Annotated in this window: 16 protein-coding genes; 5 read left to right on the top strand and 11 right to left on the bottom strand. The window is 68.0% G+C overall.

Annotated elements, in window-relative coordinates:
* Positions 1 to 9: 9 nt before the first annotated feature.
* The 8 genes from AMD30_RS04120 to rsmD form a co-directional block, all read right to left on the bottom strand.
* Positions 10 to 315 carry an acylphosphatase gene (locus tag AMD30_RS04120; RefSeq protein WP_010841596.1) on the bottom strand — a complete coding sequence of 102 codons (306 nt, stop codon included), beginning with the start codon at positions 313 to 315 and terminating at the stop codon, positions 10 to 12.
* A 4-nt stretch (positions 316 to 319) separates the two neighbouring features.
* Positions 320 to 778 (bottom strand): OsmC family protein, encoded by a 459-nt coding sequence (locus AMD30_RS04115; RefSeq protein ID WP_014926451.1) that lies wholly within the window; start codon positions 776 to 778, stop codon positions 320 to 322.
* A gap of 109 nt (positions 779 to 887) precedes the next feature.
* Positions 888 to 1,778, bottom strand: a complete 891-nt coding sequence (gene mutM, locus AMD30_RS04110; protein WP_055474778.1) for a bifunctional DNA-formamidopyrimidine glycosylase/DNA-(apurinic or apyrimidinic site) lyase — start codon at positions 1,776 to 1,778, stop codon at positions 888 to 890.
* Between the two features lie 36 nt (positions 1,779 to 1,814).
* Positions 1,815 to 2,540: a ribonuclease III gene (gene rnc / locus AMD30_RS04105; protein WP_055474777.1), complete on the bottom strand. Its 726-nt coding sequence runs from the start codon at positions 2,538 to 2,540 to the stop codon at positions 1,815 to 1,817.
* Positions 2,533 to 3,180 carry a YceD family protein gene (locus tag AMD30_RS04100; RefSeq protein ID WP_148281273.1) on the bottom strand — a complete coding sequence of 216 codons (648 nt, stop codon included), beginning with the start codon at positions 3,178 to 3,180 and terminating at the stop codon, positions 2,533 to 2,535. The genes rnc and AMD30_RS04100 overlap by 8 nt, the downstream gene beginning before the upstream one ends.
* A 92-nt stretch (positions 3,181 to 3,272) precedes the next feature.
* Positions 3,273 to 4,124 carry a DivIVA domain-containing protein gene (locus AMD30_RS04095; RefSeq protein ID WP_010841605.1) on the bottom strand — a complete coding sequence of 284 codons (852 nt, stop codon included), beginning with the start codon at positions 4,122 to 4,124 and terminating at the stop codon, positions 3,273 to 3,275.
* Positions 4,125 to 4,241: 117 nt separating this feature from the next.
* Positions 4,242 to 4,730, bottom strand: coding sequence for a pantetheine-phosphate adenylyltransferase (gene coaD, locus AMD30_RS04090; RefSeq protein ID WP_014926444.1), 489 nt, complete (start codon positions 4,728 to 4,730; stop codon positions 4,242 to 4,244).
* Positions 4,731 to 4,746: 16 nt separating this feature from the next.
* A complete protein-coding gene (gene rsmD / locus AMD30_RS04085) occupies positions 4,747 to 5,298 on the bottom strand; it encodes a 16S rRNA (guanine(966)-N(2))-methyltransferase RsmD (RefSeq protein ID WP_055474776.1) in 552 nt (183 codons plus the stop codon).
* Positions 5,299 to 5,462: 164 nt separating this feature from the next.
* Here rsmD and ectA point away from each other — a divergent pair, with 164 nt between their 5' ends.
* The 3 genes from ectA to AMD30_RS04070 all read left to right on the top strand — a co-directional run bounded on the left by ectA (position 5,463) and on the right by AMD30_RS04070 (position 7,922).
* Positions 5,463 to 5,990, top strand: coding sequence for a diaminobutyrate acetyltransferase (ectA, locus tag AMD30_RS04080; protein WP_010841608.1), 528 nt, complete (start codon positions 5,463 to 5,465; stop codon positions 5,988 to 5,990).
* A 232-nt stretch (positions 5,991 to 6,222) separates the two neighbouring features.
* Positions 6,223 to 7,494 carry a diaminobutyrate--2-oxoglutarate transaminase gene (ectB, locus tag AMD30_RS04075; protein ID WP_055474775.1) on the top strand — a complete coding sequence of 424 codons (1,272 nt, stop codon included), beginning with the start codon at positions 6,223 to 6,225 and terminating at the stop codon, positions 7,492 to 7,494.
* Positions 7,491 to 7,922 carry an ectoine synthase gene (locus tag AMD30_RS04070; RefSeq protein ID WP_010841610.1) on the top strand — a complete coding sequence of 144 codons (432 nt, stop codon included), beginning with the start codon at positions 7,491 to 7,493 and terminating at the stop codon, positions 7,920 to 7,922. The genes ectB and AMD30_RS04070 overlap by 4 nt, the downstream gene beginning before the upstream one ends.
* A 61-nt stretch (positions 7,923 to 7,983) precedes the next feature.
* Here the strand turns inward: AMD30_RS04070 and AMD30_RS04065 are convergent, their stop codons facing one another.
* The gene (locus tag AMD30_RS04065) at positions 7,984 to 8,829 is read right to left on the bottom strand and encodes an alpha/beta fold hydrolase (RefSeq protein WP_055474774.1); all 846 of its coding nucleotides are present in this window, start codon (positions 8,827 to 8,829) and stop codon (positions 7,984 to 7,986) included.
* A 92-nt stretch (positions 8,830 to 8,921) separates the two neighbouring features.
* Between AMD30_RS04065 and AMD30_RS04060 the strand changes: the two genes are divergently transcribed.
* Together AMD30_RS04060 and AMD30_RS04055 are read left to right on the top strand one after the other, a co-directional pair.
* Positions 8,922 to 9,539: a TetR/AcrR family transcriptional regulator gene (locus tag AMD30_RS04060; protein WP_055474773.1), complete on the top strand. Its 618-nt coding sequence runs from the start codon at positions 8,922 to 8,924 to the stop codon at positions 9,537 to 9,539.
* Positions 9,540 to 9,560: 21 nt separating this feature from the next.
* Entirely contained in the window at positions 9,561 to 10,439 is an 879-nt protein-coding gene (locus tag AMD30_RS04055; protein ID WP_055474772.1) for a Sir2 family NAD-dependent protein deacetylase, read from the top strand.
* Between the two features lie 16 nt (positions 10,440 to 10,455).
* Here AMD30_RS04055 and proB read toward each other — a convergent pair whose 3' ends face one another.
* Positions 10,456 to 11,607, bottom strand: coding sequence for a glutamate 5-kinase (gene proB, locus AMD30_RS04050; RefSeq protein ID WP_010841614.1), 1,152 nt, complete (start codon positions 11,605 to 11,607; stop codon positions 10,456 to 10,458).
* Positions 11,604 to 13,073, bottom strand: a complete 1,470-nt coding sequence (gene obgE / locus AMD30_RS04045) for a GTPase ObgE (RefSeq protein WP_010841615.1) — start codon at positions 13,071 to 13,073, stop codon at positions 11,604 to 11,606. Before obgE ends, proB begins: the two co-directional genes overlap by 4 nt.
* Between the last annotated feature and the right edge of the window lie 12 nt (positions 13,074 to 13,085).

Here is a 13,085-nt window from a genome sequence, read left to right as displayed (position 1 = left end):
GGGCTCCGCTCACCGTTCGACGAAGCCGTCGAGCTCCCCGCGCGGTTCATCCACACGCTCGACCACCAGGTCCACCTGTCCCGGGGTGGTGCCGGACCGCAGTGCGTCGAGCAGGGCGAGCGCCTTGTCTCGTGGCCCCTCGGCCACGACCAGCACCCGACCGTCGGCCTGGTTCGAGGCATAGCCCACCAGACCGAGTTCGAGGGCCCGGGACCGCGTCCACCACCGGAAGCCCACGCCCTGTACGTGTCCGTGGACATGCGCGGTCAGCCGGATGCGGTCGGTGCCGTCGTCGGTCCGGGTCTGGTCTGGCACCGTGTCAGTCCGTCTCGATCCGCAGATCCACCTCGGCACCGGCCTTGACGGTACGTCCGACGGTGCACACCGCGTCGATGGCGCGTTCGACGACGACGAGCAGGCGCGCCGCGGCCTCGGGTTCGAGCTCGGACAGGTCGATCTCGAGGATCTCCTCGATGCGCGGGTAGACCTCGTTCTCGCGGTCCGCGTCGCCACTCACCCGGATCGTCGCGTCGTAGTCGTCACCGAGGCGACGGGCCAGCGGCCGGTCCGACGACATCCCCGTACAGGCGGCCAGTGCGATCTTGAGCAGTTCGCCCGGGGTGAAGACACCCTCGACGTCCTGTGAGCCGATCAGCACCTCGGCGCCGCGAGAGCTTCGTCCGGTGTAACGGCGGGTGCCCGTGCGCTCGACCCAGAGGTCGGTGTGGACCTGGTCGGCAGGGACCCCGGACGTGGGGGCAGTGGCTTCGGTGGTCATCGAAGGCGGGTCCTCTCAGAGTCTCCGGCGGGCGCCGCCGGCATCGCGAACAATAGTAAGAGCTCCGGATCGGGAATTGTTCCCGGCGCCGCAGCACCACCCGGCTGGGTCAGCGGGCACTCGGTGGTCGCTGGCAGCGCGGACAGAAGAACGAGCTGCGGTTCATGAACTGCTCCCTGCGCATGATCGCCCCGCACCGGCGGCACGGCTCCCCCGCCCGCCCGTAGGCGTTGAGAGACCGCTCGAAGTACCCGGACTGTCCGTTGACGTTCACGTACAGGGCGTCGAACGACGTGCCGCCGACCTTCAGGGCCGACGCCATCACCTCGGTGACGGCGTCGATCAGCTCCCGCAGCTTCTTGCGACTGATCGTCTCGGCGATCCGCGCGCCGTGTAGTCGCGCGCGCCAGAGCGCCTCGTCGGCGTAGATGTTGCCGACCCCGGAGATCACGGTCTGGTCCAGGAGGACCCGTTTGATCTCGGAGTGCTTGGCGCGCATGCGATCCACGACGCGGCCGGAATCGAAGGCCGGGTCGAAGGGATCGGTGGCGATGTGCGCCACCGACATCGGGATGTCGGCGGGCGCTGCTGCGTTCTCGAGCGCGTACACATCCGGGGTGTAGTCGTCGAGATGCCAACCGCCGAAGGTCCGTTGGTCGACGAAGCGGAGTTCGTTCTCGTCGTCGAGGACGGCACGGACCCGCAGATGCGTGTGGTCGGGGGTCCCGGTCCGCGCGATCAGCATCTGTCCGCTCATCCCGAGGTGGACCACCAGCGCCGCCCGGTCGGCGGAGTCGGCGAGATCGATCCACAGGTACTTGCCGCGCCGGCGCACCCCGGTCACCTGTTTGCCGGCGAGCCGCCCGATCAGATCCGGTTCCCCGCCGAGGTGACGACGGATCGCACGCGGATGAAGGACTTCGGTCGACGCCACCACCCGACCGACGAGATGGGTCTCGAGACCGATGCGGACGGTCTCGACCTCGGGTAGTTCAGGCATGCATCGCCACGTGCGAGTCGTTCACGGGGTGGAGGTTCACGAGGCGGAGGCGCGCTCGGTGAGCACTTTCCAGGCGTGCGCCGCGGCCTGCTGCTCCGCTTCCTTCTTGGTCCGGCCGACGCCCTCGCCGAGGCTCTCGCCGGCGACCAGCGCGGTGGCGGTGAACTCCTTGTTGTGGTCAGGACCGGTCGCACTGATCTGGTACTGCGGCGGGCCGAACCCGCGTTCGGAACTCAACTCCTGGAGCGAGGTCTTCCAGTCGAGTCCGGCGCCGAGACGACCGGCACGATCGATGCGTTCGTCGAAGAGCCGGAGGATGACCCGCTGTGACGTCTCGAGTCCATGGCTGAGGAAGACCGCACCGAACAGCGATTCCAGACCGTCGGCCAGGATCGAGTCCTTGTCACGACCGCCCGTCATCTCCTCGCCGCGTCCGAGGAACAGGTACTTGCCCAGTCCGCCCTCGCCGCCGAGCCCGCGCGCGACGTCGGCGAGCGCGTGCATGTTGACGACGCTCGCCCGGATCTTGGCCAGCTCGCCCTCGGGCCGGTCGGGATATCGCAGATAGAGACGTTCGGTGATGACGACGCCGAGCACCGAGTCGCCGAGGAATTCCAGCCGCTCGTTGGTGGGCAGACCACCGTGCTCGTAGGCATAGGACCGGTGGGTCAGCGCCAGGGTGAGGAGGTCGTCGCGAATCTCGGTGTCCAGGGCGTCGAGCAGCGCGGCTCGCGGTCCGCCCTCGCGCACGACCTCAGTCACGATGTCGTTCCCGGTCGGAATCCGCGGTCTCGGCGGTGTCGCCGTCCGATGCCGACACCGAGTCGCCCTCGGCGAGGTCGGCGAACTTGTTCGCGAGGCCCGCCCAGCGGGGGTCGATGACCTCGTGCGAGTGCCCCGGCTCGGCGATGGCGAGCCGGACTCCGCAGACCTGGCACAGACCCTCACAGTCCTCGGAACACAGCGGCGACATCGGCAGTTCGAGTGCGACCGCGTCGATGATCGACTGTTCGAGGTCGATCCGGTCGTCGGCGATGCGATGGACGTCGTCGGCGTCGGTCGTCTGCTCGGTGGCGCTGTCCGGATAGGCGAACAGCTCGGTGAGGAAGACCGTCACGGTCCCGTCGACCGGCTCGAGGCAGCGCGAGCACTGACCGACCGTCTCACCACACACCGTTCCGGTGACGAGGATTCCCTCGGAGACTGCCTCCAGGCGGAGGTCGAGGTCGACGTCGGAATCCGCCGGGATTCCGACCATCTCGACGCCGAGCCGCTCAGGTGTCCGCACGGTGCGATGCACCTCGGACATGGTTCCCGGGCGACGTCCCAGCGAACGCACATCCAGCACGAACGGCTCGCGCTTCGGAGTCGAACCGGGACCGCGCGACGGCTCTGAAGTCACAGCATGATCAGCCACAGACGCCTACCATACGCTCGCCTCCGGGAATGATCGACCGACGCCGGCGGCGCGTGAGAGCCCGGTCGACAGCCGTGTCACACCGCGAGCGGCGAACCGTGGTCGCGGTCGTAGGTGTGGCGGGCCGATGCCTCGCGCGAGCGCGATCCGTCACCACGACCCTCCGGCCGTGCGGACTCGTCGACGCCCCGGGGGTACTCGACGTAGTCGTGCATTCCGGCACCGGTGCGCAGCTGATGCCGCCCACGGTTCACCGACCGCAGCGTGCCGGTCAGGACCTCTTCGAACTGAGCGAGCTTCTCGTCGACGTAGACGTCGCAGTCACCGCGCAGGCGATCTGCCTCGGCGTGCGCGGCGTCGATGATCCGCTCCGCCTCGGACTTCGCCGCACCGACCACCTCGGTCTCGGAGACGAGTCGCTGCTGCTCGGCGATGCCGTCGGCCACCGACTTGTCGTAGGAGTTGTTGGCCGCGTCGATGGTGCGCTGGGCTTCGGCCCGCGCCCGGCCGGTGACGGCCTCGAATTCCCGCGCCGCGCTCGTCTGCAGGCGATGGGCCTCCTCGGAGGCGTCCTCGACGAGCGAGCTCGAGTGCGCGCTGGCCTCGTCGACCATGCGGTCGGCCTGCGCCTTCGCCTCGGAGAGGATGCGGTCCGCCTCGGCGCGCGCGTGGGCGAGGACGGCCTCGGACTCCGAATCCGCCTTCGCCACCGTCGTCTCGGCGTGCTCGCGGGCGTCGCCGATGAGCGTGTCGCGCTGGTCGAGCACGTCCTGCGCGTCGTCGAGCTCGCCGGGGATGGAGTCCTTGATGTCGTCGAGCAGTTCCAGCACGTCGCCGCGCGGGACGACACAGCCTGCGGTCATCGGCACACTCCGTGCCTCTTCGACGATCGCGACCAGCTCGTCGAGAGCCTCAAATACCCGGTACACAGCCACCCCAATCCGGCGCTTGCCTGGTTGCAACAGTTGGTGAATCTGTGACTATTGTGCCGAATGGTGCGCTTGTGACTCGTGAAGCGCGTGGGGTGTGTCGCGATATGCCCCGGATCAGGCCGACAGTTCGCCTGACAGCCGGCTCATCAGGCGGTCGTGAACATGTCCCGACAGGAATGGCGAGACGTCACCGCCCAACTTCGCCACTTCCTTCACCAACGAGCTCGAGACGTGAGCGAAACGCGGGTCGGTGAGCAGGAAGATCGTCTCCACGTCGGCGAGCTCGCGGTTCATCTGCGCCATCGGCACCTCGTAGTCGAAGTCGACCGCGGAGCGCAGCCCCTTCACGATCGTGTGGATGGACTCCTGCCGCAGATAGTCGACGAGCAGACCCTCCCACCGATCGACCCGCACGTTCGCCAGGTCCGCGCAGTCCTCTTCGATGAGTCCGATGCGCTCGTCGACGCCGAACATGCCGCGCTTGTTGGGGTTGACCACCACGGTGATCACGACCTCGTCGAAACACGCCGCGGCGCGTTCCACCACGTAACGGTGACCAAGGGTGAAGGGATCGAAGGAACCGGGACACACAGCCGTCGTCATGGTCTGAACCTACCGGTCAGATCAGGCGGGCGATCTCCACCCGGGTGTCGCCGTAGGACTTGTCGACCATCACGTCGTACGACGCCGGCCACACCTCTCCGCGGGAACGGGCCGCCCGTTCGACGACGACCAGCGCGTCGTCGTCCAGGCGTGTGGTCAGGAGAGTGAGGTCTTCGGCTATCCGGTCGGCGGCGACGTCGTAGGGCGGGTCGGAGAACACCAGACCGAAGCGCCGTTCCGGCTCGCCCGCGAGGTAGGCGGACACCGCGCGCGTATGTACGGTGGCGTTCGAGGCCACCCCGCACGCCCGCACGTTCGCGGTGATCGTGGCGGTAGCCCGGCGCCCCGAGTCGACGAACGTCGCGCCCGCGGCTCCCCGCGAGATCGCCTCGAGACCCAACGCGCCCGATCCCGCATAGAGGTCGAGAACCCAGAGCCCGTCCAGATCGGATCGGGCGGCCAGCATGTTGAACACCGACTCACGAACACGGTCGGACGTGGGTCGGGTGCCTTCGCCCGGAACGCGCAGCCTGCGCCCACCCAGCCGGCCGGCGATGATCCTCGTCATGAGGCCATTCTGCAACCCGTGCAGCCGCGCAAACCAATCCTGAATCACGTCTTTGTGAGCCACTTCACATTGCATGCCTGAACAGGGACAAGGTAGTGGTTCTGCAGGCCAATTTCCGCAGGTACATGACTTCCCCGACACGCGTTGTTAACGTCGAGTGCGTTATGAGCCCTTCCCAAACAAGAACGGCCCCAACAACCACTCTTGCCGTCGACTACCGGACACCCACGGTCGACGACGGCACCCGACTCTGGGAAATCGCCTCGGACTCAAAGGTTCTCGACGTCAACTCGAGCTACTCCTACGTCCTGTGGTGCCACGACTTCGCCGCCACGTCCATTGTGGCCGAGGTCGACGGCCGCGCAGTCGGTTTCGTCACCGGCTACCGTCGGCAGAGCGACCCCTCCACCCTGATGGTCTGGCAGGTCGCCGTCGACGACGAGGTCCGTGGACACGGCATCGCCGCGACGATGCTCCATGAGCTGTTCGACCGCGCCAACCGCCAGGGCATGGTGGCCATGCACACGACGATCAGCCCGGACAACATTCCGTCGCAGCGCCTGTTCGGATCGGTCGCCAAGGCCCGTGGACTCCGATTCGAGCGCCGAGACCTGTTCCCCGCCAACGCGTTTCCCGACTCCCACGAGCCAGAGGACCTCTACATGCTCGAGCCGGAGATCCCCGAGCCCTGAGGCGAACGCCCCGAGCGCGCTTGCGCCGAACGCAGATCGGCGCCTGACGACCGGGTGCACCAGTGCAGATCGAACCGTCTGCCGACTCCGTGATCGATTGTCCCGCTGGACTTCTCGAACACAAGCCGACCCCGCCCGTGGGACATATTCCACCTCGGCCATCGCAACGAAGCGCCTCCGAGCCGAGCACATCTGAGAACCCCACGCTGTCACACCAGAAGGAAGCAAAGAAATGCAACTTCTCGACACCCACATGGACGATTCCGTCTTCACCACCCACGAGTCGGAGGTGCGCAGCTACTGCCGTAACTGGCCTGCTGTGTTCACCACCGCGAAGGGTTCCTACATCACCGACCAGGACGGTCGTGAATACCTCGACTTCTTCGCCGGCGCCGGTTCGCTGAACTACGGCCACAACAACCCGATCCTCAAGAAGGCCCTCCTCGAGTACATCGAGGCCGACGGGATCACCCACGGTCTCGACATGGCAACCGTCGCCAAGGGCAACTTCATCCAGAAGTTCACCGATCACATCCTCGAGCCGCGTGGACTGGACTACAAGATCCAGTTCCCCGGACCGACGGGTACCAATGCGGTCGAATCGGCCCTGAAGCTCGCCCGCAAGGTGACCGGACGCGAGTCGATCATCAGCTTCACCAACGCTTTTCACGGCATGACCCTCGGATCGCTGTCGGTGACCGGCAACTCGATGAAGCGCGCCGGCGCGGGCATCCCGCTCGTCCACGCGACCCCGATGCCGTTCGACAACTACTTCGGCGGGGTCATGGAGGACTTCCACTGGTTCGAGCGAGTGCTCGACGACTCCGGCAGCGGCCTGAACCGGCCGGCCGCGGTCATCGTGGAGACGGTCCAGGGCGAGGGTGGCGTGAACGTCGCCCGCGCCGAGTGGCTGCGTGCGCTGTCGGACCTCTGCGAACGGCGCGACATCCTGCTGATCGTCGACGACGTCCAGATGGGCTGCGGACGCACCGGTGAGTTCTTCTCCTTCGAGGAAGCCGGCATCAAGCCCGACATCGTCACCCTGTCGAAGTCGATCAGCGGTTACGGACTGCCGTTCGCGCTGACCCTGTTCAAGCCGGAGCTCGACGTGTGGACCCCCGGCGAGCACAACGGCACCTTCCGCGGCAACAACCCGGCCTTCGTCACCGCTGCCAAGACCATCGAGACCTACTGGACCGACGACGCGCTGACGCGTGACGTCCACGCCAAGGGTGAGCGAATCCACGAGGTCTTCACCGACCTGTGCAGCCGCTACGACGGCATCTCCACCCGCGGACGCGGCATGGTCCGCGGACTCGCCTTCGACGACCACACCGCCGCGGGCAAGGTCTGCACCCAGGCCTTCGGCGCGGGACTCCTGGCCGAGACGTCGGGTCCGTCCGACGAGGTCGTGAAGCTGCTTCCGCCGCTGACCATTTCGCGCGAGGACCTCGACCGCGGCCTGTCCATCCTGTCCGATGCAGTCAAGGAGGTGATCGGATGATCGTCCGAACCACAGCCGAGATCACCGGTACCGACCGTGATGTCGCCGACCCCAAGGGCAATTGGGTCTCCAAGCGCATCGTCCTGGGCGGCGATCGGGTGGGCTTCTCGTTCCACGAGACCACCATCAAGGCCGGCTCGGTCAACGAGTTCCACTACGCCAACCATGTCGAGGCCGTCTGGCTCGTCGAGGGGACGGGAACGCTGCTCGACCGTGAGACCGGCGAGTCCTATCCCCTCGCGCCGGGCACCATGTATCTGCTGAACGGACATGAGCGCCACACCGTGACCGCCGACACGCAGATGCGCATGCTGTGCGTGTTCAATCCCCCGGTCGTCGGCACCGAGGTGCACGACGAGAACGGCGTCTATCCGCTGGTGACGGTGCCCGCACCAACCGGCAAGCACGCCGAGGAAGCCGTTTCCTGACGGTCTGACCCTTCCGAACGATCGCCACTTCCGGTGTGGATCACCTCTCGCCCCAGGCGGGTTAGGTGATCGGCACCGGAAGTGGCGTTTGTCGTGCGTTCGACTCCCACAAGGCCAGAACCGCACCCGCGGTCTGAGCGGGTTGCTCGAGCGCCGGGATCACCCGGGCCTCGTGGACGGTGACCTCACGCGCATCGTGCATGGTGCGCGCCACCTCCCGCGCCTCCTCGGGCGTCCATTCGCCACGGTCATCGGTCGTCACGAACAGCACCGGACAGGAGATCTTCTCGGCCGCCCACGCCAGATCCGTGCGGTGGAGAATCGCGGTCTCGATGGCCGGGATCATGGACCTGCCCGAGACGCGGACCGCCTCTCGCACGAGATCGACCGCCTGGGGATCCTCGCGGCGGGTGCGCTCGGTGAACAGCGTGGACACGATGGTCGACCAGACCGGGCCGCGGGCTCCGATCATCCGGTACAGCGGCAGCAACAGCCTGACCCGGCGCCGCAGAGCGGGCTCGATCGCACCGGTCGGTGCGCTCACCGCGACCAGGGTGTTCACCAGCGCCGGTTCGACGGCGGCCACATGCATACCCACGTGACCTCCCCACGCGTTCCCGACCCAGTCCACCGCAGCGGCACCCGTCAGTTCGCGAACTCTTGCGATCACGTCGAGTGCGGCATCGGCGCACGCCGCGATGTCGGCGGGCCGGGCGGTCTTCTCGCTCTGCCCGCACCACGGGGCGTCGACCAGGAACAGACGCCGCCTCTCCGCCAGTGCGGGTACCACCCGGTCCCAGCTCCGCGAATCGACGAACATGCTGTGCCACAACACAGCCGGCGGGCCGTTGCCCACATCGCGAACACGGAGTCGCCCCAGTCGCGTCGGGACATCGAATTCTTCCATCACTGCTCCCACCGGTGATTGGTGACGCCCGAGCGGCTCACCGAATATTGACATTACACTGTGTATTTTCAATTCTGTCTAGACTCATCGTCGTGGTCAGGCCCTATTCATCCGAACTGCGGACAGAGCGAGCCCGCGAGAACCGTGCCCTGGTCCTCGCCACCGCCACCGCGATGTTCTGCGAAGACGGGTGGGTGGCGACGACGATGTCCGGGGTGGCGACCCGTGCGGGACTCACCCGTCCCACGGTCTACCGGCAGTTCGACAACAAACTCGACCTGCTCGACGCCTGCATCGTCGCCGCCCTGCGGCATGACGAGGGCGTCCCGGTCCGCGACGGTGCCGACTACCAGGCGATGGGTGAGGGCAACAGACCTCGACGCATCCGCGCCGCGGCATCGTGGTTGCGCGATGCGCACCTTCGCTCGGCGGCCATCCAGCACGTACTCGACGAGGCCGCCGTCACCGACGACGACGCGGCGACGCTCCGGGATGAACGGGAGCAGACCCGCTGGAACGAGGTCCGGTTCGCGCTCTCGCTGATCCTCGGCCGGCCGGCCGACGACGAGACCGTGGACTCGATGTGGATGCTCTCGTCGCGAACACTCTGGCTTCGTCTCGTCCGCGAACGCGGGTGGAGTCCGGACCGGTGGGAGGAGTGGTTCGTCGTACACACCACCGCCACTCTGGACCGGCTCGACGGAGCCTGAGTCGCGCTTATCCTGGGCAGGGTGCGTACTCGTCTCCAGCTCGGCACCACCCCCGCCGAACACACACCGCTCGACGACGACGTCGAGGACCGGATCGCGCTGGCCGCCGACATCCTCGCCGGTCGCCGTGTCGCGGTTCTGACCGGGGCCGGCATCTCCACCGACTCCGGCATCCCCGACTACCGCAGCCCCGGTTCGCCGCCGCGGACACCGATGACCCTCGAGATGTTCCTGTCGTCCGCCGACTTCCGCCGCCACTACTGGGCCCGCAACCACCTCGGCTGGCGGCACATGGACGCCGCGGTCCCCAACCGCGCGCACCTCGCCCTGACCGAGCTGCAGCAGCGCGGGTGGATCTCGCGGGTCCTCACGCAGAACGTCGACATGTTGCACACCAAGGCAGGGACGCGCGGAGTCATCGAGCTCCACGGGTGTTACGGCCGGGTCCGTTGCCTGAACTGCGACTGGCGGATCTCGCGGCATCGGCTCGCCGAGCTTCTCGAAGGTCTCAACACCGAGTTCGCGCGCCGCGTCCGCGGGCACGGCGCCATCGAAGTCGCCCCCGACGCCGACGCCACCCTGTCCGACACCTCCGACTTCGTGATGATCGACTGTCCGAACTGCGGCGGGATCCTGAAGCCCGACATCGTCTACTTCGGCGAGACAGTGGCCAGAGACGTTGTGGACGAGGCATTTTCGGCGGTCGACGCCGCCGACGCGCTGGTGGTCGTCGGATCATCGCTCACCGTCATGTCCGGTCTGCGATTCGCCCGGCGCGCACACCGGACGGGCAAGCCGCTGATCATCGTCAACCGCGGAGTCACGCGTGCCGACGACATCGCCACACTGAAGATCGACCATGAGGCCGGGTTCGTGCTCCCGGCGCTGGCAACCTTCTGATCACACGGTCCGCGCCTCAGCGCGAGACGACCACCAGATCGTCGGCGTGGACCACCGGGCGCTGCAGCTCAGGGGGAAGGTCGACGGTGGAGCGGCCGACCATCGAGGTCACGTCGTCGATCCCGTAGGCCGCGACTCCCCGGGCCCGCACCGTGTCGTACTGGTCGACGAGTTCGACGACGTCCCCTTCGAAGAACCTGCCGGTCGCCCCGACGATCCCCGCGGCGAGAAGCGAACGCCGCCTGCGCGACACCGCGTCGACCGCTCCGTCGTCGAGCACGATCCGACCGCGTGCGTCGGCGGCATGACGCACCCAGAAGCGTCGGGCGGACAGCCGCTCGGGCCGGGCGGCGAACACCGTCCCCACCGAGGCGTCGGCCAAGGCCTGCGCCGCCGACGAGGCAGCCGCCAGCAGCACGGGCACGCCGGCGTCGGCCGACAACCGGGCGGCGGCCAGCTTGGACGCCATGCCGCCCGTACCCAACGCGCCGCCGGATCCGGCGATCACCCCGTCGAGGTCCTCGGGTCCATGGACCTCCGGGATCAGCCGGGCACGACGACCGTCGATCCCGACCTTGCGCGGATCACCGTCGTAGAGGCCGTCGACATCGGAGAGCAGGATGAGCGCGTCGGCTCCCGACAGGTGCGCGACGAGCGCGGCGAGCCGGTCGTTGTCGCCGAAGCGGATCTCGTTGGTGGCCACGGTGTCGTTCTCGTTCACCACCGCGACGGCACCCAGTGAACGCAGACGGTCAAGTGTCCGTTGGGCGTTCGCGTGATGACTGCGATTGGAGATGTCGTCGGCGGTGAGCAGGACCTGACCCACCGTGCGGCCGTACCGCGCGAAGGACGTACCCCACGCGTGCGCGAGAGCCAACTGCCCGACGCTGGCCGCCGCCTGCTTGGTGGCCAGATCGGTGGGGCGTCGTTTGAGCCCGAGCGGCGCGATACCGGCGCCGATGGCACCGGAGGACACGACGATCACATCCGACCCGGCCCTCATCCGTGCTTCGAGGGCGTCGGCCAGGCCGTCGAGCCGGTCGCGGTCGAGCCCCTCGGTGAGGTCGGTCAGCGCCGACGAGCCGATCTTCACGACCACGCTGCGTGCGTGCGCGATCCGGTCGCGCACCGACCCGTCGCGGACGCGATCGACGGACCCCGCGGTCACGGGAGGTCCCGCTCCCCGCCGTCCTCGTCCGGGAGACCGCGACGCAGGCGTCGTGCCTGCTTGCGTTCGGCGGCGCCCACGCGATCGGAGCGGTCGAGTCGGATGTCGGTGCCGCGACCGGTGACCGGGACGTCGTCGCCCATCGGCGTCGACGGTTCCCAGTCGAAGGTGACGGGCCCGATCGTGACGGGTGCACCCGGCTCGGCACCGCGACGCACCAGTTCGTCCTCGACGCCGAGACGGTTGAGCCGGTCGGCCAGGTAGCCCACGGCCTCGTCGTTGTCGAACTGGGTCTGCGCGATCCAGCGCTCGGGGCGGGTACCGCGGACGATGAAGCCGCCCTCGTTGTCCGGATCGGTCTCGATCGTGAAGCCCGTGTCGTCGACGGCCTTGGGCCGGATGATCGCGCGCCGGGCGACCTTGGGGGGCTGGGCCTCCCGGTACTCCCGCACCATCCGCGCCAGCGCGAAGGTGAGCTCACGCAGACCTTCGTGGGCGACCGCCGAGATCCGGAACACCGGCCAACCGCGTTCGGCGAGTTCGGGTTCGATGAGATCGGCGAGCTCGGCGGCATCGGGAACGTCCAGCTTGTTGAGGATCACCACGCGGGGACGGGACGCGAGGTCGCCGAGTCCGTGGTCGTCGTCGAGTGCCGGGACGTAGGCGGCCAGCTCGGCTTCGAGCGCGTCGATGTCGGAGATCGGGTCGCGGCCGGGTTCCAGTGTGGCGCAGTCGACGACGTGTGCGAGCACCGCGCAGCGCTCGAGGTGACGGAGGAACTCGAGGCCGAGACCGCGGCCGGTCGAGGCGCCCGGGATCAGACCGGGGACGTCGGCGATGGTGAACACGTCGCCCGCGGTCTGCACGACTCCGAGGTTCGGGACGAGCGTCGTGAAGGGGTAGTCCGCGATCTTCGGCTTGGCGGCCGAGAGCACCGACACCAGCGAGGACTTGCCGGCCGACGGGAATCCGACGAGGCCGACGTCGGCGACGGACTTGAGTTCGAGGACGAGCGAACGCTGTTGCCCCTCCTCCCCCAGCAGCGCGAAGCCGGGGGCCTTGCGAGCCTTCGACGCGAGGGCCGCGTTCCCCAGACCGCCACGACCACCCTGCGCGGCTTCGAAGACCGTGCCCTCGCCCACCAGGTCGGCGAGGATGGTCCCGCGATCGTCCAGGACGACCGTGCCGTCGGGCACCTTGAGGACGAGATCCTCACCGTTCGCGCCGTCGCGGTTGTCGCCCCCTCCGGGCCTGCCGTTGGAGGCCTTGGCATGCGGATGGAAATGGAAGTCGAGGAGGGTGTGCACCTGGGGGTCGACGACGAGTCGCACCGACCCGCCGTTGCCGCCGTTGCCGCCGTCCGGCCCGCCGAGAGGTTTGAACTTCTCCCGATGGACCGACGCGACGCCGTGGCCGCCGTTCCCCGCGGCGACATGGATGGTCACGCGGTCGACGAACCGAGACATCGAGATTCCTTA

The sequence above is a fragment of the Gordonia sp. HS-NH1 genome (genome assembly GCF_001418765.1).
Taxonomy (GTDB): Bacteria; Actinomycetota; Actinomycetes; order Mycobacteriales; family Mycobacteriaceae; genus Gordonia.
Note: the sequence above shows the minus strand (reverse complement) of the source record. Positions and strands in the feature narration are given on the sequence as shown.